At 72.4% G+C, this 19162-nt stretch carries 15 protein-coding genes; 5 read left to right on the top strand and 10 right to left on the bottom strand.

From position 1 onward, the window contains the following. The first annotated feature begins 10 nt into the window (after nt 1-10). Nucleotides 11-1180 (top strand): glycosyltransferase family 87 protein, encoded by a 1170-nt coding sequence (locus L3X23_RS16335; RefSeq protein ID WP_237193006.1) that lies wholly within the window; start codon nt 11-13, stop codon nt 1178-1180. Between the two features lie 24 nt (nt 1181-1204). On the opposite strand, the gene glgB is transcribed toward L3X23_RS16335, so the two are convergent. The 7 genes from glgB to L3X23_RS16300 all read right to left on the bottom strand — a co-directional run bounded on the left by glgB (nt 1205) and on the right by L3X23_RS16300 (nt 10845). After that, the gene (gene glgB, locus L3X23_RS16330) at nt 1205-3508 is read right to left on the bottom strand and encodes a 1,4-alpha-glucan branching protein GlgB (RefSeq protein ID WP_237193005.1); all 2304 of its coding nucleotides are present in this window, start codon (nt 3506-3508) and stop codon (nt 1205-1207) included. Between the two features lie 104 nt (nt 3509-3612). Further along, entirely contained in the window at nt 3613-5007 is a 1395-nt protein-coding gene (locus L3X23_RS16325; RefSeq protein WP_237193004.1) for an aminoglycoside phosphotransferase, read from the bottom strand. Beyond that, complete coding sequence (gene treS / locus L3X23_RS16320; RefSeq protein WP_237193003.1) at nt 5004-6737, bottom strand: maltose alpha-D-glucosyltransferase; 1734 nt, start codon at nt 6735-6737, stop codon at nt 5004-5006. Before treS ends, L3X23_RS16325 begins: the two co-directional genes overlap by 4 nt. A 47-nt stretch (nt 6738-6784) precedes the next feature. After that, nucleotides 6785-7423, bottom strand: coding sequence for a GPP34 family phosphoprotein (locus L3X23_RS16315; protein ID WP_237193002.1), 639 nt, complete (start codon nt 7421-7423; stop codon nt 6785-6787). Between the two features lie 73 nt (nt 7424-7496). Further along, nucleotides 7497-7709, bottom strand: a complete 213-nt coding sequence (locus tag L3X23_RS16310; protein ID WP_093081861.1) for a hypothetical protein — start codon at nt 7707-7709, stop codon at nt 7497-7499. A 3-nt stretch (nt 7710-7712) separates the two neighbouring features. Continuing rightward, nucleotides 7713-8642: an SPFH domain-containing protein gene (locus L3X23_RS16305; protein WP_374204858.1), complete on the bottom strand. Its 930-nt coding sequence runs from the start codon at nt 8640-8642 to the stop codon at nt 7713-7715. Nucleotides 8643-8871: 229 nt separating this feature from the next. Then, nucleotides 8872-10845, bottom strand: coding sequence for an alpha-1,4-glucan--maltose-1-phosphate maltosyltransferase (locus L3X23_RS16300; protein ID WP_237193001.1), 1974 nt, complete (start codon nt 10843-10845; stop codon nt 8872-8874). 368 nt (nt 10846-11213) lie between these two features. Here L3X23_RS16300 and glgP point away from each other — a divergent pair, with 368 nt between their 5' ends. Beyond that, on the top strand, nt 11214-13706 hold the full coding sequence (gene glgP, locus L3X23_RS16295; RefSeq protein ID WP_237193000.1) for an alpha-glucan family phosphorylase: 2493 nt from the start codon (nt 11214-11216) through the stop codon (nt 13704-13706). 48 nt (nt 13707-13754) lie between these two features. On the opposite strand, the gene L3X23_RS16290 is transcribed toward glgP, so the two are convergent. Together L3X23_RS16290 and glgX are read right to left on the bottom strand one after the other, a co-directional pair. Next, a complete protein-coding gene (locus L3X23_RS16290) occupies nt 13755-13991 on the bottom strand; it encodes a zinc ribbon domain-containing protein (RefSeq protein WP_093081842.1) in 237 nt (78 codons plus the stop codon). Between the two features lie 96 nt (nt 13992-14087). Then, on the bottom strand, nt 14088-16106 hold the full coding sequence (glgX, locus tag L3X23_RS16285; protein WP_237192999.1) for a glycogen debranching protein GlgX: 2019 nt from the start codon (nt 16104-16106) through the stop codon (nt 14088-14090). A 19-nt stretch (nt 16107-16125) separates the two neighbouring features. Here glgX and L3X23_RS16280 point away from each other — a divergent pair, with 19 nt between their 5' ends. The 3 genes from L3X23_RS16280 to L3X23_RS16270 all read left to right on the top strand — a co-directional run bounded on the left by L3X23_RS16280 (nt 16126) and on the right by L3X23_RS16270 (nt 18716). Then, nucleotides 16126-16944, top strand: a complete 819-nt coding sequence (locus tag L3X23_RS16280) for an ABC transporter ATP-binding protein (RefSeq protein ID WP_237192998.1) — start codon at nt 16126-16128, stop codon at nt 16942-16944. 19 nt (nt 16945-16963) lie between these two features. Next, the gene (locus tag L3X23_RS16275; protein WP_093081833.1) at nt 16964-17743 is read left to right on the top strand and encodes an enoyl-CoA hydratase/isomerase family protein; all 780 of its coding nucleotides are present in this window, start codon (nt 16964-16966) and stop codon (nt 17741-17743) included. A 64-nt stretch (nt 17744-17807) separates the two neighbouring features. Continuing rightward, nucleotides 17808-18716, top strand: coding sequence for a ribonuclease Z (locus tag L3X23_RS16270; protein ID WP_093082598.1), 909 nt, complete (start codon nt 17808-17810; stop codon nt 18714-18716). Here L3X23_RS16270 and L3X23_RS16265 read toward each other — a convergent pair. Then, nucleotides 18698-19147, bottom strand: a complete 450-nt coding sequence (locus L3X23_RS16265) for a MarR family transcriptional regulator (protein WP_308116909.1) — start codon at nt 19145-19147, stop codon at nt 18698-18700. The two genes, L3X23_RS16270 and L3X23_RS16265, sit on opposite strands and share 19 nt — an antisense overlap. Nucleotides 19148-19162: the final 15 nt, after the last annotated feature.

Below are 19162 nucleotides of genomic sequence, written 5' to 3'. Positions count from 1 at the left end.
GTCGCTCCCCGTGTCCGTCCTCGCCTCGCCCGTCCGTCGTCCGGTGCTGCGGGCCGCGTCGGTCGTGGTGGCGCTCGGGGCGGTCGCCCTCGCCGTCGGGCTGACGATCGCGCACCCGAACGGGCTGCTCACGCTGCTGCCGTCGACGGACATGCGCGAGCTGCACGTCGACTTCGACACGTTCTGGCACTCGGCCGTCGCGCTGACCCAGGGCGCCGACATCTACGACACCACCGCGAAACTGCGCAACCTCAACCCGCCGTTGCTGAGCCTGGTGCTGGCGCCGCTGGCCGGGCTGGATCCGCTGCTCGCCTACCGGGTGTTCGCGGCGTTCACGCTGGTCCTGGTGCTCGCGGCGGTGGTCGTGGTGTGCCGCGAGCTCCGGCTGGGCTGGGGGTGGACGGTCGGCGCGACGGTCGCCATGGCCCTGTCCTCGCCCCTGCACGGCACGCTGGTGCTGGGGCAGATCTACGGCGTGCTGCTCGCGCTGCTGGTCGCGGGGTGGCTCTGCGAGCGCCGCGGCCATCCCCGGGCCGCGGGCGTCTGCTACGGGGTGGCGGTGGCGCTCAAGCCCTCGCTCGCGCCGGTCCTGCTGCTGCCCCTGGCCCAGCGTCGCTGGCCCGCCTTCTGGGCTGGCGTGGTGGGGGCGGGGGCGGCGACCGTCGTCGGCGCGCTCGCGGCGGGGCCGTCGAGTGCGCTGGAGTGGCTGCGGATCGGCTTCTCCGAGCCGGTGCCGGACGTGCTGGACAACGCCGCGCTCCCCGGCTTCCTCCTCCGCCTGGGGCTGCCCTCGGCGATCGGGACGGTGCTCGGCTTCGTCGCCCTCGTCGGGACGCTGGTGTGGATCCATCGCCGCGGCGCGGATCCGGCGGGGACCGCGCCCTTCGCGGTGATCGCCGCGGGGCTGCTGATGTCCCCGATCTCGTGGCACAACTATCTGCTGCTGCTCTGGCCCGGGATCCTCGTCGCGGTGGCGGGCGGGCTGGTGCGGGAGTGGGCGCTCGCCCTGTTCGCGCTGCCCCTGATCCCGGTCAGCTGGGGCGAGCTGTGGACCGACGGGAACCCGTGGACCCCGCTCGGGCGCGGCCTCTACACCGCGATCCTGGCGGCCTACTGGATCACGCTGCTGCGGAGCACCCGCCCGACACGGACGAACGGCGCGCTCGCTCACACCCAGTGAGCGAACGCGCCGTTCGTGGGGGGTCTAGAAGTCCCGCACGTCCTCGTCCGCCGGGCCGACCTCGGGGGCGGGCTCGGCGGGGAGGGCCCGCTTCGGGTGCACCGGGCCGCCGGACTCCTCCGGGACGAGCCAGAGCACGGCGGCAGGCGGGAGGGTCAGCACCGCGCTGGCCGGCCGGGCGTGCCACGGCGTGCGGTCCGCGACCACGGTGCCGAGGTTGCCGACGCCCGAGCCGCCGTAGGACCCCGAGTCGGTGTTCACCAGCTCCTTCCACCGCCCCGCGAAGGGCAGGCCCACGCGGTAGTCCGACTTGGGCTGGCCGGAGAAGTTGGCGATGCAGGCCAGCACGGCCGGGCGGCCGTCGTGGTCGGTGCCCTGACGCAGGAACGACAGCACGTTGCCCGCCGCGTCGTTGGCGTCGATCCACGAGAAGCCCTCGGGCGAGACGTCCATGGTCCACAGCGCCGGGTGCTCCCGGTAGCTGCGGTTCAGGTCGCCGACCAGCGTCTTGATCCCGCCGTGCAGCGGGTTCGCCAGCAGCTCCCAGTCCAGCGAGCGCTCCTCGGACCACTCCCGCTCCTGGCCGAACTCCTGGCCCATGAACAGCAGCTGCTTGCCCGGGTGGGCCCACATGAACGCGAGCAGCGCCCGGACGTTCGCGGCCTTGTTCCAGTCGTCACCGGGCATCCGGGTCCAGAGCGAGCCCTTGCCGTGCACGACCTCGTCGTGGCTGATCGGCAGGACGTAGTTCTCGCTGAAGGCGTACATCAACGAGAACGTCATCTGGTTGTGGTGGTAGCTGCGGTGCACCGGGTCGTGCCCGACGTAGTCGAGCGTGTCGTGCATCCAGCCCATGTTCCACTTGAACCCGAAGCCCAGCCCGCCCATGTACGTGGGCCGGGTGACGCCCGGCCACGCCGTCGACTCCTCGGCGATGGTGACGACGCCGGGGTGCTCCTTGTAGACGGTCGCGTTCATCTCCTGCAGGAACGCCACCGCGTCGAGGTTCTCGCGGCCGCCGTGGATGTTCGGCAGCCACTGCCCGTCCGGCCGCGAGTAGTCCAGGTAGAGCATCGAGGCCACGGCGTCCACCCGCAGGCCGTCGATGTGGAATGACTCGAACCAGTACAGCGCGTTGGCGACGAGGAAGTTCTTGACCTCCTTGCGCCCGAAGTCGAACACGAGCGTGCCCCAGTCCGGCTGCTCGCCGCGCCGCGGGTCCGCGTGCTCGTAGAGCGGGGTGCCGTCGAACTTCGCCAGCGCCCACTCGTCCCGCGGGAAGTGTGCGGGCACCCAGTCGACGATCACGCCGTAGCCGTGCTGGTGCAGCGTGTCGACGAAGTAGCGGAAGTCGTCCGGCGTGCCGAAGCGGGACGTCGGCGCGTAGTAGGAGGTGACCTGGTAGCCCCAGGATCCCCCGAACGGGTGCTCGGCGACCGGCAGCAGCTCGACGTGCGTGAAGCCCGTCTCGTCCAGGTACTCGACCAGCTGGTCGGCGATCTGGCGGTAGCCGTTGCCCTGCCGCCACGAGCCGAGGTGCAGCTCGTAGACGCTCATCGGCTCGGCGTGCGGCTGGCGCAGCGCGCGGGCCGCCATCCACTGCTCGTCCTGCCACTCGTGGTGCTCGGCGGTGACGACGGACGCGGTCTGCGGGGGCACCTCGGTCGCGAACGCCATCGGGTCGGCCTTGTCGCGCCACACGCCGTCCCGCCCCAGGATCCGGTACTTGTACCGGGTCCCGACGCCGACGCCGGGCACGAACAGCTCCCACACACCGGACGAGCCGAGCGAGCGCATCGGGTGCGCCCAGCCCGCCCAGCCGTCGAAGTCCCCGGTCACGCGCACGCCCTGGGCGTTGGGCGCCCAGACCGCGAAGCTCGTGCCGGTGACCTGGCCCGATGCGGTGTCGTAGGCCCGCGGGTGGGCGCCGAGCACCTGCCAGAGGCGCTCGTGGCGCCCCTCGCCGATCAGGTGCAGGTCCACCTCGCCGAGGGTGGGCAGCCAGCGGTACGGGTCGTCCACGACGTCCGTGCGGTCGCCGTAGCGGACCTGCAGCCGGTAGTCACCGCCCGGGCCGTCCACCACGCCGGAGAACAGCCCGGCGTCGTGCACCTTGACCAGGGGGTGCGCGTCGTTCTCGTTGCCGTTGCGCAGCACGGAGACCTCGTCCGCGTGCGGGCGCAGGACCCGGACGACGGTCCCGCCGTCGCCCGTCGGGTGCGCGCCCAGAACGCCGTGCGGGTTGTGGTGCGCGCCACCCAGCAGTCGGTCGGTCGTCGCCTGGTCCGGGGGGCAGGGGTCGATCGTGCGGGTGTCCTCGTGTGCCACCCCGGAACCCTATTGCCGTCGGGGGTTCGCCGCCCACTCGGCTCCGCCGAACGGGTTGCTGTGACGCATGTCCGCCCGGTCCGACGGGCCCGGCTGCAGCCTGCTCAGAGCGAGATCTGCGGGTCCGACTCCCGCTCCTCCTCGGCCACCAACCGCGTGATCGACGACAGTGGGATGACCGCCCACGTGGGCCGCGAGCGGGTCTCGTAGATGACCTCGTAGACGGCCTTGTCCAGCTCGTAGGCGCGCAGGACCGCGGCCTGCGCGCGCGGGTCGGCGCCGGAGGCGAACGCGTAGCCGTCGCAGAAGGCGGAGCGGTTGCGGATCGCCCACTCGTCCGCGCGGCGCAGCAGCTGCTGCTCCTCGTTCTCGTCGGTGTGCTCGTCCAGGATCACCTGGTGGTAGACGGCGTAGTCGAAGGAGCGCAGCATCCCCGCGACGTCCCGCAGCGGGGAGTCCATCCGGCGCCGCTCGGGTAGCGGGGTGGCGGGCTCGCCCTCGAAGTCGATCAGCAGCCAGCCCTTGGGGGTGCGCAGGGTCTGCCCGAGGTGCAGGTCCCCGTGGACCCGCTGGACCGCGATGTCGCCGGTCAAGCGGGCGTAGACCGCCCGGATCCCCTTCTCGTGCGGGGCGAGCTCCGGCACCTGGGAGACGACGGCGTCGAGCCGGGTCTCCAGCTGCGCGCGCAGCTCGTCCGCCGGGCGGACGCCCGTCCCGAGCGCCTGTGCCAGCTCCCGGTGCGCCACCGCCACGGTCTCGCCCAGCCGCCGGGACTCGGCGGCGAAGTCCCCGCCGACCTCGTCCGCGTAGAGGTCCGCCTCGGCGAACAGGTCCCGCACGCTGGTCAGCGCCATGGCCCAGCCCTCGGCCGAGTTCGACGCGAAGTCCTGCAGCATGCCCAGGGTGGCGGGCTCGCCCTCGAGCAGGCCCTCGACGGCACCCTGCAGAGACGCGACCTCGTTCGAGCCGACGGAGCGCAGCGCGCGGTGCAGCTCCAGGTCGGGGTTGAGCCCGGGGGAGACCTTGCGGAACAGCTTGAAGATGCTCTTCTCGCCGTAGGCCACCGAGGTGTTCGACTGCTCCACCCCCAGCAGCCGCCCGACCCCCTTCGCCGGCAGCTCGACGCCCGGCTCGGGCACGAACCGCACGTCGCCGTACGTCCGGCCCTCGCGCAGCGCCGTGAGCAGGAACGCCGTGGCCTCGTGGTCCCACATCGCGTCGAACGCGATGCGGTCGCCCACGGCGCCGATCGTCGCGTGCTCCAGCTCCGACGCCGGCTCGTGGCGCCGCCCCACCAGCACCTGGAAGAACTCGGCGGGGCCGTCGGCGAAGCCCACCCGGAGCAGGCACAGGTCCAGCAGCAGCGCGCCGTCGTCGATCAGGGACTGCTCGGTGGCGACCGCGATCCCCGACACCGGTCGGCCCTTGGCCGGGAACCAGCGCTGCCGGGCCAGGTACTCGGGCAGGTGGGCGGGGAGCTCCTCGGCGAGCACGGTCATGCAGGGTCCTCCACGGGCTTGATCGAGAACCAGTAGAACCCGTGCCCGGGCAGCGTCAGCAGGAACGGGAGCTGCCCGATGCGCGGGAACGGGACGCCGCCGGTGAGCTCCACCGGCACGCACCCCTCCCACTCCGACAGGTCCAGCTCCACGGGTTGCGGGAAGCGGCTCATGTTGTTGACGCACAGCACGGTGTCGTTCTCGCCGTCCCCGTGGGTGCGGACGTAGGCCAGCACCGAGGGGTTCGACCCGCCCAGCTCGTGGAAGTCCCCGAGGCCGAACGCGGTGTGCCGCTTGCGCACCTCGATCATGTGCCGCGTCCAGTGCAGCAGGGACGTCGACGAGTTCGACTGGGCCTCGACGTTCACGGCCTGGTAGCCGTACACCGGGTCCATGATCGTCGGCTGATAGAGCCGGCCGGGGTCGCACTGGGAGAACCCGGCGTTGCGGTCCGGCGTCCACTGCATCGGGCTGCGGACGGCGTCCCGGTCACCGAGCCAGATGTTGTCGCCCATGCCGATCTCGTCGCCGTAGTACAGGACGGGGGAGCCGGGCAGGGAGAGCAGCAGCGCGGTGAACAGCTCGAGCTGGTTGCGGTCGTTCTCCAGCAGCGGGGCCAGCCTGCGCCGGATGCCGATGTTGGCCTTCATCCGCGGGTCCTTGGCGTACTCCGCGTACATGTAGTCGCGTTCCTCGTCGCTGACCATCTCGAGGGTGAGCTCGTCGTGGTTGCGCAGGAAGATGCCCCACTGCGCGCCGGACGGGATCGCGGGCGTCTGGGCGAGGATCTCCGAGATCGGGAACCGGTTCTCCCGCCGCACCGCCATGAAGATCCGCGGCATCAGCGGGAAGTGGAAGGCCATGTGGCACTCGTCCCCGCCGACCTCCGGGTCGCCGAAGTACTCCACCACGTCCGACGGCCACTGGTTGGCCTCCGCGAGCATGACCCGGCCGGGGTACTCGTCGTCGAGCACCTTGCGGCAGCGCTTGAGGAAGGCGTGGGTCTCGGTGAGGTTCTCGCAGTTGGTGCCCTCGCGCTCGTAGAGGTAGGGCACGGCGTCGAGCCGGAAGCCGTCGATGCCGAGGTCCAGCCAGAAGCGCAGGACGTCGATCATCGCCTCCTGCACCGCCGGGTTGTCGTAGTTGAGGTCCGGCTGGTGGGAGAAGAAGCGGTGCCAGTAGAACTGGCCGCGCACCGGGTCGTAGGTCCAGTTGGACGTCTCGGTGTCGACGAAGATGATCCGCGCGTCCGCGTAGCGGGTGTCGTCGTCCGACCAGACGAAGAAGTCCCCGTACGGCCCGTCGGGGTTGCGCCGGGACTCCTCGAACCAGGGGTGCTGGTCCGAGCAGTGGTTCATGACCAGGTCGGTGATGACCCGGATGCCGCGCTTGTGCGCCTCGTCGAGCAGGGTCACGAAGTCGTCGACCGTGCCGAACTCCGGCAGGACGGCGCGGAAGTCCCGGATGTCGTAGCCCCCGTCGCGCAGCGGGGAGTCGTAGAAGGGCGGCAGCCACAGGCAGTCCACGCCGAGCCACTGGATGTAGTCCAGTTTCTCGGTCAGCCCGCGCAGGTCGCCGAAGCCGTCCCGGTTCGAGTCGTTGAACGCCCGGACCAGGACCTCGTAGAAGACCGCCGTCTTGAACCAGTCCGGCTCCACCTCGAGCGCGCGGGCGGAGCCGAACTCCTCGGCCCCGGGCTCCTCGACGATGTGCTCGCTCGTCTCGCTCATCGCCGACGACTCTATCCGGGGCGAACCGGATCCACAGGTCGGAGCGGTCAGCTCGCCGCCGCGGCGTGTCGGCCTGCGACCGCCTTGCGCAGCGCGGTCGGCACGGGCGCGATCCGCGCGCCGAGGGCCTGGATCCGCTCCCGGCGCGCACGGGCCTCCTTGCGGGAGACGACCGTGCGCAGGAGCGCGGTCGCGGCGAGGGCGGCGGCCGCCGCCTCGGCGGCCGGGACCGTGTCGGCCCGCGGGGCGCGCAGGGCCGCGGTGGCGGCGTCGGTCAGCTTCCGGACCGCGCGCGGGTCCCGCGCGACGACCCGGTCGGCGGGGAAGACCCCCAGCAGCCTGCGCGGCTCGACGCTGACCCAGCGCCCGGCCGCGAGCTGGTCCCGCACGGTTTGCGGGGCCCGGCGCGCGCGGTGGTTCACCCAGTGCTGCCACCTGCGCGGCTTCCCGGCCTCGACCTGCGCGAAGACCTCGGCGAGGAAGGGGTCCGCGGGCGGCTTCGCCCCGCTCACGACGGCGACGCGCCCGTCGTCGTCCTTCAGCAGGCCCGCGAGCAGCAGCTCGGCCAGCGCCCCGGCCCGCAGTAGCAGGTCCCGCTCCCCGGACCCGGTGAAGCGCTTCCGCTCGCGGTCCCAGCTCAGCAGGTACAGCCGCTGCGGCAGGGTCAGTGTCGCGATGTCGTGCATGGACGCCTCCTCGGAGGATCGGTGCAGCTCAGACCCTGTGAGCGGCGATAGTCGCCAGGGCGACCATCGCCGCTCACGGGTCGGGTGGGTCGTCGCGGCGCGGGCGGCCGGGCCGCGGGATGGGGGCCGCCGCCTTCGGCAGGCGGCCCGCCTCGTTGAGGGCTCGGCGCAGCAGGAACTCGATCTGGGCGTTCGTGCTGCGCAGCTCGTCGTCCGCCCAGCGGACCAGGGCGTCGTGCACCGCGGGATCGAGCCGCAGGAGCAGCTTCTTCCTCTCGGCAGCCATGGCCTACGAGTAGAGCGAGCCCGTGTTCACGACGGGTTGGGTGTCGCGGTCGCCGCAGAGCACCACCAGCAGGTTGCTGACCATGCTCGCCTTCCGCTCCTCGTCGAGGTCCACGACGTCCTGCGCGGAGAGCTTGTCCAGGGCCAGCTTGACCATGCCGACGGCGCCGTCGACGATCTGGGCGCGCGCGGCCACGACCGCGCCCGCCTGCTGGCGGCGCAGCATGGCCTGGGCGATCTCCGGGGCGTAGGAGAGCCGGGTGATCCGGGACTCGATCACCGACACCCCCGCGGACTCCACCCGCGCCGCGATCTCCGCGGAGAGCCTGCCGGTGATCTCGTCCGCGTTGTCCCGCAGGGAGAGCCCGGGCGCACCCTGGTTGTCATAGGGGTAGCTGGTGGCGATGTGGCGCACCGCCGTCTCGGACTGGATGGCCACGAACTCCACGAAGTCGTCCACCTCGAAGCAGGCCTTGGCCGTGTCCCGGACCTGCCAGACGACGACGGCGGCGATCTCGATCGGGTTACCGTCCGCGTCGTTGACCTTGGCCTGCTCGGTCTCGTGGTTGCGGATCCTCGTGGAGACCTTGCGGCGGCCGGTGAACGGGTTGACCCAGCGGAAGCCGCTCGTCCGGATCGTGCCGAGGTAGCGGCCGAACAGCTGGACCACGCGGGCCTCGCCGGGCGCGACGGCCGTCAGCCCGATCGCCGTGATCAGCCCGGCCACGATCAGTAGCCCGCCGAGCGCGGAGACCACCGGCGCGATCTCGATCATCAGGCCCAGCAGGGCGACGCCCCCGAGGACGAGGACCAGCGAGGCCGCGAGCATCGCGAACCCGTTCGCCCCCTCGAGTGGGCGCTCGTCGACGTGGGCCGGGGGCATGTCGGGGACCTCGTCGGGGGCCAGGGCGGCGGTGGCGGAGGTGTCGGCCATGAGGGGCCTCCTTTCGTGACATGCCCACCATAGCAAAGTGATATCACTTTTGGCGAGCCCGGTGATGCTTGGGACGCCCAAGCGTCGGTGAGCGACGCTTGGGCCGCCCAAGCGTCACCCGATCCCACGCGTCACCGGATCCCACGCGTCACCGGATCCCACGCAGCACCGCACACACGACGACGCCCGGCCCCGCGGCGTGCGGGACCGGGCGTCGGCGGGGTTCGGGTCAGACGCGGTGGACGCGCAGGATGTGCGCCACGTTCTCCCACGGCTGCAGGCGCACGTAGTTGCGCTCCTGCCAGCGGAAGGTGTCCCCGGTGATCTCGTCGGTCACGGTGAACGAGTCCGACCAGTCCAGGCCCAGCTCCGGCATGTCGAGGCGGACGAAGCCCTCGCGCATGTCGTAGGAGTTCAGCGTGACGACCACGATCACGATGTCGCCGGTAGCCGGGTCCTTCTTGGAGTAGGCGAGGATCTCCGGGTTGTCCGTCTCGTGGATGTGGATCTCGCGCAGCTGCTGCAGCGCCGGGTGGGTGCGGCGGATCTCGTTGAGCCTGCCGATGAAGGGCTCCAGCGAGCGGCCCTCGTTGAGCGCCTGGTGGAAGTCCCGCGGGCGCAGCTCGTACTTCTCCGAGTCCAGGTACTCCTCGGAGCCCGGCTTGACCGGGGTGCCCTCGAACAGCTCGAAGCCCGCGTAGACGCCCCAGGTCGGGGACATCGTGGCCGCCAGCACCGCGCGGATCGCGAACATCGCCGGGCCGCCGGTCTGCAGCGACTCGTGGAGGATGTCCGGGGTGTTGACGAACATGTTCGGCCTGCACTCGTCCGCGTGCTCGGCGTGCATGAGCGCGAACTCGGCGAGCTCCTCCTTCTCCGTGCGCCACGTGAAGTAGGTGTAGGACTGGGTGAAGCCCAGCCGCGCCAGCCCGAACATGCGCGCCGGGCGGGTGAACGCCTCGGCCAGGAACAGCACGTCCGGGTAGCGGGCCTTAACCTGCCAGATCAGCCAGTGCCAGAAGTTCGGCGGCTTGGTGTGCGGGTTGTCCACGCGGAAGATCCGCACGCCGTGCTCGACCCAGTGCAGGACGACCCGCAGCGACTCGGCGTAGATGCCCGCCGGGTCGTTGTCGAAGTTGATCGGGTAGATGTCCTGGTACTTCTTCGGCGGGTTCTCCGCGTAGGCGATCGAGCCGTCCGGGCGCACCGTGAACCACTCCGGGTGGGCCTCGACCCACGGGTGGTCCGGGGCGCACTGCAGCGCGAAGTCCAGCGCGACCTCCATGCCGAGGTCCCGGGTGCGGGCGACGAACGCGTCGAAGTCGTCGATCGTGCCGAGCTCCGGGTCGATCGCGTCGTGTCCGCCGTCCTTGCTGCCGATGGCCCACGGGGACCCGACGTCACCCGCCTCGGCGTGCACGGAGTTGTTGCGGCCCTTGCGGTGCACGGTGCCGACGGGGTGGATCGGCGGGAGGTAGACGATGTCGAAGTTCATCGCCGCGATGCGGTCGAGCTCCTTCGCGGCGGTGACGAACGAGCCGTGCACGGCACGCCCCGTCTCGTCCCGCCCGCCGGTGGAGCGGGGGAAGAACTCGTACCAGGAGCCGAACAGGGCCCGCTCGCGGTCGACGTAGACCTGCTGGGTGCGCCCGCGGGTGATGAGCTCCCGGACCGGGCGCTCGACCATGATCTGGTGCACGGCCGGGAACAGCGCCGGGGCGACCCGGGCGTTCAGCGGCATGGCGGTGTCCCGCAGCGCGTTCGCGGCGCCGAAGAGCAGGTCCCGGTTCGCCCGCTCGCTGGGACGGCGGCCGACCCGCTGGAGCAGCCGGGCGCCGGTCTCCAGGTCGTTGGCCAGCTCGTCCGCGGTCTGGTTGGCCTTCATCTTGGCCTCGACGCTGTGGCGCCAGGTGGCCCACGGGTCGCTCCACGCGTCCACCCGAAAGGTCCACAGGCCCGGCTCCGCGGGCACGACGGTCGCGTAGAACCGGTCGGTGCCCACGCCGTCCGGCGCCATGCGGACGTGTTCGGCCTGGTCACGGGACCCGAGGCGCTTCCACACGACGTTCGCGGCCACCGCGTCGTGTCCCTCGCGCCACACCGTGGCGCGGATGGGGAGGACCTCGCCGACGACCGCCTTGCTCGGGTGCCGACCGTCCCCCACACAGGGGCTGACGTCATCGATTCCGAGCCGACCGGTCATTACGGACGCCACCCCCGTGTCTCGTTGCCGATTGCGCACCCCGTCGCTCGGGCGGATACCCCTGTGGCGTGCGGGACAACCGTATCGGTTCCGTCCACACCTCGCGTGACCGGACGGCCCTCCGTGTCGCAGATTCACGTGCTCTTCACCGCGCGGTGGCGACCGCCCACCGAGCCGCCGGGCGACCCGGTTCCCCGCGGTCGCACAGCGTGACGACCGGCTGCTCCACCCGCGCCGGCCCTCACCCGTCCTGACACCGACCGGAAAGCACCCGATCGAGGTCCCGCGGCTCCGCCGCCCGTGAGTGGTAAGTGGTGCTCTGGCACCACTTACCACTCACGAGCGGCGGAGCCGCTAGCCTCCGCCGGGTGAGAGCCCTGCGTCGATTCACGGTCCGAGCCCAGCTGCCGGAGCCGCTGGCCCCGCTGCAGACCCTCGCCACCAACCTCCGGTGGAGCTGGCACCCGGCCACCCGCGAGCTGTTCGCCGCCCTGGACCCGGCGGCGTGGGAACGGTCCGGCGAGGACCCGGTGCGCCTGCTCGGCGAGATCCCGTCGAGCACGCTGCGCGAGCTCGCGGAGGACGCCGAGCTCGTCGCGCAGGTGCGGGACCTCGCCGCGGACCTGGAGCGCTACCTCACCGAGGACCGCTGGTACCAGGCGCAGCAGGACCTGCCCGCGGCGATCGCCTACTTCTCCATGGAGTTCGGCGTCTCGGAGGTGCTGCCGAACTACTCCGGCGGGCTCGGCGTGCTGGCCGGGGACCACCTGAAGGCGGCCAGCGACCTCGGGGTGCCGCTCGTGGCCGTCGGGCTGCTGTATCAGTCCGGCTACTTCCGGCAGTCGCTCTCCCTCGACGGCTGGCAGCTCGAGCACTACCCGGTCCTGGACCCGCAGGGGCTCCCGCTGCAGCTGCTGACGGACGGCGCGGGCGCGCCGGTGCTCGTCGAGGTGGCGATGCCCGAGGGCCGCACGCTGGCCGCGCGGGTCTGGCAGGCGGGCGTCGGGCGGGTGCCGCTGCTGCTGCTGGACACCGACATCGAGGACAACGACGCCGACCTGCGCGCGGTCACCGACCGGCTCTACGGCGGCGACCAGGACCACCGGATCAAGCAGGAGATCCTGATCGGCGTCGGCGGCGTGCGGGCCGTGCGCGCGTACTGCCGGGCGACCGGGCACGCGGTGCCGGAGGTCTTCCACACCAACGAGGGCCACGCCGGGTTCCTGGGTCTGGAGCGCATCCGGGAGCTGCAGTCGGAGGAGCTGGACTTCGACCAGGCCCTCGCCGCGGTCCGCGCGGGCACCGTGTTCACCACGCACACCCCCGTCCCGGCGGGCATCGACCGCTTCCCGCTGGATCTCGTGCGCCGCTACCTCACCGACGCGCTGCTCCCGGGCGTCCCGACGGACCGCCTGCTGGCCATGGGCGCCGAGGACGACCCGTCGATGTTCAACATGGCCCACATGGGGCTGCGGCTGGCGCAGCGCGCCAACGGTGTCTCCAAGCTGCACGGCGAGGTCTCGCGCGGCATGTTCGGCGGGCTCTGGGCGGGCTTCGACGCCGACGAGGTCCCGATCGGCTCGGTGACCAACGGCGTGCACGGGCACACCTGGGAGAACCCGGACGTGGCGTCGCTGGTCGGCGAGCCCGGCCGTCCGGTGACCGCGGGGGACGCCGAGCTGTGGGGCCTGCGCAACGCCCTGCGCGCCCGGCTGGTCGACGAGGTCCGCCGCCGCGTGCGGGCGGCCTGGCTCGAGCGCGGCGCCTCGACGCCCGAGCTGAGCTGGACCGATCACGTGTTCGATCCGGACGTGCTGACCGTCGGCTTCGCCCGCCGCGTCCCGACCTACAAGCGGCTCACCCTGATGCTCCGGGACCCCGACCGGCTGCGTGACCTGCTGCTGGACCCGCACCGCCCCGTCCAGCTGATCGTCGCGGGCAAGTCCCACCCGGCGGACGACGGCGGCAAGGCCCTGATCCAGCAGATCGTCCGGTTCGCGGACGACCCGGCCGTGCGGCACCGCATCGTCTTCCTGCCGGACTACGACATGTCGATGGCCCGCTACCTCTACTGGGGCTGCGACGTCTGGCTGAACAACCCGCTGCGCCCCCTGGAGGCCTGCGGCACCTCGGGCATGAAGTCCGCGCTCAACGGCGGCCTCAACCTCTCCATCCGGGACGGCTGGTGGGACGAGCTCTACGACGGCGCCAACGGCTGGGCCATCCCGACCGCGGACGGCATCGACGACCCGCACAAGCGGGACGACCTCGAGGCGAACGCGCTCTACGAGCTGCTCGCCACCCGGGTCGCGCCCGCCTTCTACGAGCGGGACGAGGGCGTCCCCGCGAAGTGGACGGGGCTGGTGCGCCACACCCTGGAGACGCTGCGCCCCGAGGTCCAGGCGACCCGGATGGTGCGCGAGTACGTCGAGGGCTGGTACGCCCCGGCCGCGCGGGCGGCGCGCGTCGTCACGGAGTCGGCGTTCGCGGGGGCGCGCGCGGTGGCCGCGTACCGGGCGCGGCTGAACGCGGCGTGGACGAAGGTGCAGGTCGCGGGGGTGGACGCCTCCGGGCTGCCGGACACCCCGGTCGTCGGCGCACCGATGACCGTGCGCGCGGTCGTCGACCTGAACGGCCTCACCCCGGAGGACGTCACGGTCGAGGCGATCGTCGGGCGGGTGGACGACTCCGACGAGCTGAAGGACACCGTCCGGGTGCCGATGACGCACCTCGGGGACGAGCGCTTCGAGGCGGTGGTCCCGCTCCCGCACGCCGGGCTCGCGGGCTACACGGTCCGCGTGCTGCCGACCCACCCGCTGCTGGCCTCGCAGGCCGAGCTGGGCAAGGTCGTGCTGGCCTGACCCCGTGAGTGGCGATGCTCGCTCTGGCGACCATCGCCGCTCACGGGGTCAGCCGCAGCAGCCTCCGCCGCAGCACCCGCCGCCCCCGCCGGCGGGTGCCATGGCGGGCGCGCCCGCTCCGGCGCGGCCGCCCAGCGAGATCGTGGAGAGCAGCTTCCGGGTGTCGCTGTGGCCCTGCGGGCAGGCGGCCGGGTCGCCCGCCGCGGCCATCGGGCGGTCGACCTCGAAGGTCGCGTGCCCTCCGACGCGGGCGCACTCCCGGCAGCGGAACTCGTAGCGCGGCATGCGCGGGAGCCTACGCCGCGCCGTCGTCGACCTCCATGATCCACACGTGGGGAGCGCAGCGGTCGTTTTCCGACCGTCTCGCTCCCCGACCGTGGATCACGACGCGGGCAGGCGGCGCAACAGCAGCAGGGAGTGGGGCGGCAGGGTCACGGTGCTGCCGCCCTTGAGCGGGCGGTCCGTGACCGGGCACCCGTCCTCGCGGCTGCTGTCCAGCACCGGGACCAGCGCCGCCGAGCCGGGCAGGACGCAGGGTTGCGCCCCGCCGTCGCCGTTGAGCAGGAAGAGCCACTCCAAGGTGAGCAGGCCCAGGGTCCGGGCGTGGCCGTCGTGCCAGTCGTGGGGCTCCATCGCCCGCCCGCCCGGGTTCCACCAGCGCACGTCCGTGTCGGCGAGGAACGTGTCCCGGTGCAGGTCGGGGGAGGAGCGGCGGATGGCGGTGAGCCGCGCGGTGAAGGCGGTCATCGCCTCGGCGGCCCCGGGGTCGAGCGCATCGGGGGCCCAGTCGACCCACGTCGTCTCGTCGTCGAGGCAGTAGGCGTTGTTGTTGCCGCCCTGGGTCCGCCAGCGCTCGTCACCGCCGACGATCATCGGGGTGCCGATCGACAGCAGCAGGGTCGCGTGCATGGCCCGCGCCGCCGCCCGCCGCCGCGCCCGCACCACCGGGGAGGTCGACTCGCCCTCGACGCCGAAGTTCTGCGAGCGGTTGTCGTCCGTGCCGTCCCGGTTGTGCTCGCCGTTGGCCTCGTTGTGCTTGCGCTCGTAGGTGACGAGATCGCGCAGGGTGAACCCGTCGTGCGCGGTCACGAAGTTGACCGACGCCCACGGCCGCCGCCCGGAGAGCTTGTAGATGTCCGACGACCCGGTCACCCGGGAGGCGAGCTCCGCGATGTGCCCGTGGCCGCGGAAGAAGTCCCGCACCGCATCGCGGTAGCGGCCGTTCCACTCCGACCAGGCGACGCCGAAACCGCCGACCCGGTAGCCCTCCCCGGTGGCGTCCCACGGCTCGGCGATCAGCTTCGTCGTCGAGAGGACGGGGTCCACCGCGATGGCCGTGAGCAGCGACGAGTGCGGGTCGAACGCGCCGGACCGCGGGCGGCCGAGCACCGAGGCCAGGTCGATCCGGAAGCCGTCGACGCCGTAGCGGGTCACCCAGTGCCGCATGGCGTCGCAGACCAGCCGGATGACGGTGGGGGAGCCGGCGTCGAGGGTGTTGCCGGTGCCGGTGATGTCGGCGTCGTGGCCGTTGCCGCCGAGGGAGTAGTAGGCCCGCGCGTCCAGCCCGCGGTAGGACAGCGTGGTCCCGCCGACGCCGCCCTCGCAGGTGTGGTTCGGGACGAAGTCGAGGATCACCTCGATCCCGGCGGCGTGCAGCGCGTCGACCATGGTGCGGAACTCGGCGGTCTCGGCGCCGGGCACCGACGCGTAGTCCGCGTGCGGGGCGAGGAAGCCCAGCGTCGAGTAGCCCCAGTAGTTCTTCGCCCCCCGTTCGACGAGCGAGGGCTCGGAGGCGTTGGCGCACACCGGGAGCAGCTCGACCGCGGTGACCCCGATGCGGCTCAGGTGCTCGATCACCGCCGGGTGCGCGAGGCCCAGGTAGGTGCCGCGGTGCTCCTCCGGGACCTCGGGGTGTCGCATCGTGTAGCCCTTCACGTGCAGCTCGGAGACCACCGTCTCCGACCAGGGCACGTCCGGCCGCGGCGGCAGCGGGGTGCTCGCCGCGGCCTCCACCACCGACAGCGGCACCGAGCCCAGGGAGTCGATCGTGGACGCGGGCCCGGTCATCGGGTCGTCCACCCAGCCGCGTGCGGCGCGCAGGTCGGTGACCCGGCCGGTGATCCGCGTCGCGTACGGGTCGACGAGGATCTTGTGCGGGTTGGTCCGGGTGCCCTCCCACGGGGCGTAGCGCCCGTGCACGCGGTAGCCGTAGCGCTGGCCCGGCCGCACCCCGGGGACGTGTCCGTGCCACACCCCGAACGTCCGCTCGGTGAGCTCGACGCGGCGCTCGACCAGATCGTCGTCCACCAGACAGACCTCGACCGCGTCCGCGCTGGTGGAGGCGACTGCGAAGCGCGCTCCGGAGGAGTCGACATGGGCACCCAACGGGAAGACCGGCACGATCGGCGAGGATAAGGGGGTGAGCACCCCCGGAGCCCCCACCGCGCCCGATCTCACTGACCTTGTGATCAAGTTGGACAGGGTCACGGTGCGGCGCGGCAAGACCGTGCTGCTGGACGAGGTGGACTGGTCCGTCGAGCTCGACGAGCGCTGGGTGGTCCTCGGGCCCAACGGCGCGGGCAAGACCACCCTGCTGCGCCTCGCCGCCGCCGAGATGCACCCGACGAGCGGCACCGTGCACGTCCTCGGTGAGCGGATCGGGCGCGTCGCGCTGTTCGAGCTGCGCCCCCGCATCGGCCTGACCTCGGCGAACCTCGGCATCCGCATCCCCGGCGACGAGCTCGTCTCCGACGTCGTGGTCTCGGCCGGGTACGGCGTGCTCGGCCGGTGGCGGGAGCGCTACGACGCGATGGACACCGGCCGCGCGGGCGCCCTGCTGGCGCAGCTCGGCATGGCGGGTTTCGCGGACCGCGAGTTCCGCACGCTGTCCGAGGGCGAGCGCAAGCGGGTGCTGATCGCCCGCGCGCTGATGACCGACCCCGAGCTCCTGCTGCTCGACGAGCCCGCCGCGGGCCTCGACCTCGGCGGCCGCGAGGACCTCGTCGGCCGGCTCTCCACCCTGGCGCTGGACGCCGAGGCGCCGGCGTCCGTGCTGGTCACCCACCACGTGGAGGAGATCCCGCCCGGCTACTCGCACGGCCTGCTGCTGCGCGAGGGCCGGGTCGTGGCCGCGGGCCTGCTGGACGACGTCCTCACCGACGAGAACCTGACCGAGACGTTCGGGGTCCCGCTGGCCGTGCAGAAGCGGCGCAAGCGCTACAGCGCATGGCTGCGGTGAGGCGGGTTAGGGTCGGCGCGTGACGGAATTCGTGAGGCTCGAGGTCGACAACGGTGTGGGCACGATCCGGTTGGAGCGCCCGCCCATGAACGCGCTGAACCGCCAGGTCCAGGGCGAGCTGCTGCAGGTCGCGGAGGAGGCCGCGCAGCGCGCGGACGTCCGCGCCGTGATCGTCTACGGCGGCGAGAAGACCCTCGCGGCGGGCGCGGACGTCAAGGAGATGGCGAGCATGTCCTACTCGGACATGGCGCCGGTCGCGCGGCGGCTCTCGGCGGGTCTCGGCGCGCTGTCGCTCATCCCGAAGCCCACGGTCGCCGCGGTCACCGGCTACGCGCTCGGCGGCGGGCTCGAGGTCGCGCTCGGTGCCGACCGCCGGATCGCGGGGGACAACGCCAAGCTCGGCTTCCCGGAGATCCTGCTCGGCATCTTCCCCGGTGGCGGCGGCACGCAGCGGCTCGCGCGGCTGGTCGGGCCCGCCCGGGCCAAGGATCTGATCTACACCGGCCGCATGGTCACCGCCCAGGAGGCGCTCGAGATCGGGCTGGTCGACGAGGTCGTCCCGGCGGACGAGGTCTACTCCCGCTCGGTCGAGTACGTCGCGCAGTTCACGAAGGGCCCCGCGCTCGCCTACGCCGCCGCGAAGAAGGCGATCGACGGCGGCCTGGAGATGGACCTGCGCAACGGCCTGGACCTGGAGTCCGAGCTGTTCGCCGGCGTCTTCGCCTCGGACGACGCGGCCGCGGGCATGAAGTCCTTCGTCGAGAACGGCCCCGGCAAGGCCGAGTTCACCGGCCGCTGACCCCCGTGCGTGGTAAGTGGTGCCAGAGCACCACTTACCACGCACGAGCGCCGGAGGCGCTCCGATCGCGATGCGTGAGCTGACAGTGCTCGGGACGGCCTCGCAGGCGCCGACCCGGACCCGGCACCACAACGGGTACTTCCTGCGTTGGGACGCCGAGGGCTACCTGTTCGACCCCGGCGAGGGCAGCCAGCGGCAGATGCTGCTCGCGGGCATCCCGGCGAGCGCGATCACCCGGCTCTGCCTCACCCACCTGCACGGCGACCACTGCCTCGGGGTGCCCGGGGTGCTGCAGCGCATCTCCCTCGACCAGGTCGCCCACCCCGTGCACGCGCACTTCCCGGCGTCGGGGCACGAGTACTTCCGCAGGCTGCGGTACGCGAGCTCCTACCTGGAGCGCGGGGACATCGTGGAGCATCCGCACGCCGCCGACGGGCCCGTCGCGCCCGGGCTGTCGGTCGCGCGGCTCGAGCACCCCGTCGAGGCCTTCGGCTACCGGCTGACCGAACCCGACGGCATCCGCATGCTGCCGGACGAGCTGGCCCGACACGGCATCACCGGGCCGCGGGTCCGGGAGATCCAGGCCCGCGGCTCGCTCGACGGCGTCGACCTGGCCCGGGTCAGCGCGCCCCGGCCGGGCCAGGTGTTCGCGTTCGTGATGGACACCCGGCTGTGCGAGGGCGTGTTCGCGCTCGCGGACCGGGCGGACATGCTGGTCGTCGAGTCGACCTTCCTGCACGGCGAGGCCGATCTCGCCCACGCCTACGGCCACCTCACCGCGCGCGAGGCCGCCACCGTCGCGCGGGAGTGCGGGGTGCGGACCCTGGTCCTCACCCACTTCTCCCAGCGCTACACCGACCCGTCGGCGTTCGTCCGCGAGGCCCGCGAGGTCTTCGACGGGGAGCTGGTGGTCGCCGAGGACCTGATGCGGGTCCCGGTGCCGCCGAGAACGGCTCAGCGGGCGCCCGCGTAGGCGTCCATCGACCGGACCAGGGCGTGCAGCCGGTCCCGCAGGTCGGCTCGCTGCGCGTCCGTGAGCCCGAACGCCTCGGCCATCCCGACGGGCACGCCGTGGGCGCGCTCCCGCAACGCCCGCCCCTCGTCGGTGAGGACGGCGTCGACGCCGCGCTCGTCGTCCGTGCGCCTGCGCCGGGCGACCAGACCCATCCCCTGGAGCCGCTTGAGCAGCGGCGTGACGGTGCCGTAGTCCAGGTGCAGGGCGGCGGCGACCTCCTTGACCGAGAGGCTCTCGCGCTCCCAGAGCAGGAGCATCACCAGGTACTGGGGGTAGGTCAGGCCCAGCTCGTCCAGCAGCGGGCGGTACGCCGCGGTCACCGCACGGGACGCGGCGTAGATCGCGAAGCAGAGCTGGTCGTCGAGCAGCAGCGACTCCGTCGGTTCCACGCCCCGACGATAGCA

It is taken from the genome of Pseudonocardia sp. WMMC193 (assembly GCF_021728735.1).
Taxonomy (GTDB): Bacteria; Actinomycetota; Actinomycetes; order Mycobacteriales; family Pseudonocardiaceae; genus Pseudonocardia; species Pseudonocardia oroxyli.
Note: the sequence above shows the minus strand (reverse complement) of the source record. Positions and strands in the feature narration are given on the sequence as shown.

Bases quoted from the DNA above. Each gene is read 5' to 3' on its own strand.
- treS (WP_237193003.1), bottom strand. From the start codon at position 6,737: ATGAGCGAGACGAGCGAGCACATCGTCGAGGAGCCCGGGGCCGAGGAG.
- L3X23_RS16310 (WP_093081861.1), bottom strand. From the start codon at position 7,709: ATGGCTGCCGAGAGGAAGAAGCTGCTCCTGCGGCTCGATCCCGCGGTG.
- L3X23_RS16325 (WP_237193004.1), bottom strand. From the start codon at position 5,007: ATGACCGTGCTCGCCGAGGAGCTCCCCGCCCACCTGCCCGAGTACCTG.
- L3X23_RS16305 (WP_374204858.1), bottom strand. From the start codon at position 8,642: ATGGCCGACACCTCCGCCACCGCCGCCCTGGCCCCCGACGAGGTCCCC.
- L3X23_RS16315 (WP_237193002.1), bottom strand. From the start codon at position 7,423: ATGCACGACATCGCGACACTGACCCTGCCGCAGCGGCTGTACCTGCTG.
- L3X23_RS16300 (WP_237193001.1), bottom strand. From the start codon at position 10,845: ATGACCGGTCGGCTCGGAATCGATGACGTCAGCCCCTGTGTGGGGGAC.
- L3X23_RS16290 (WP_093081842.1), bottom strand. From the start codon at position 13,991: ATGCCGCGCTACGAGTTCCGCTGCCGGGAGTGCGCCCGCGTCGGAGGG.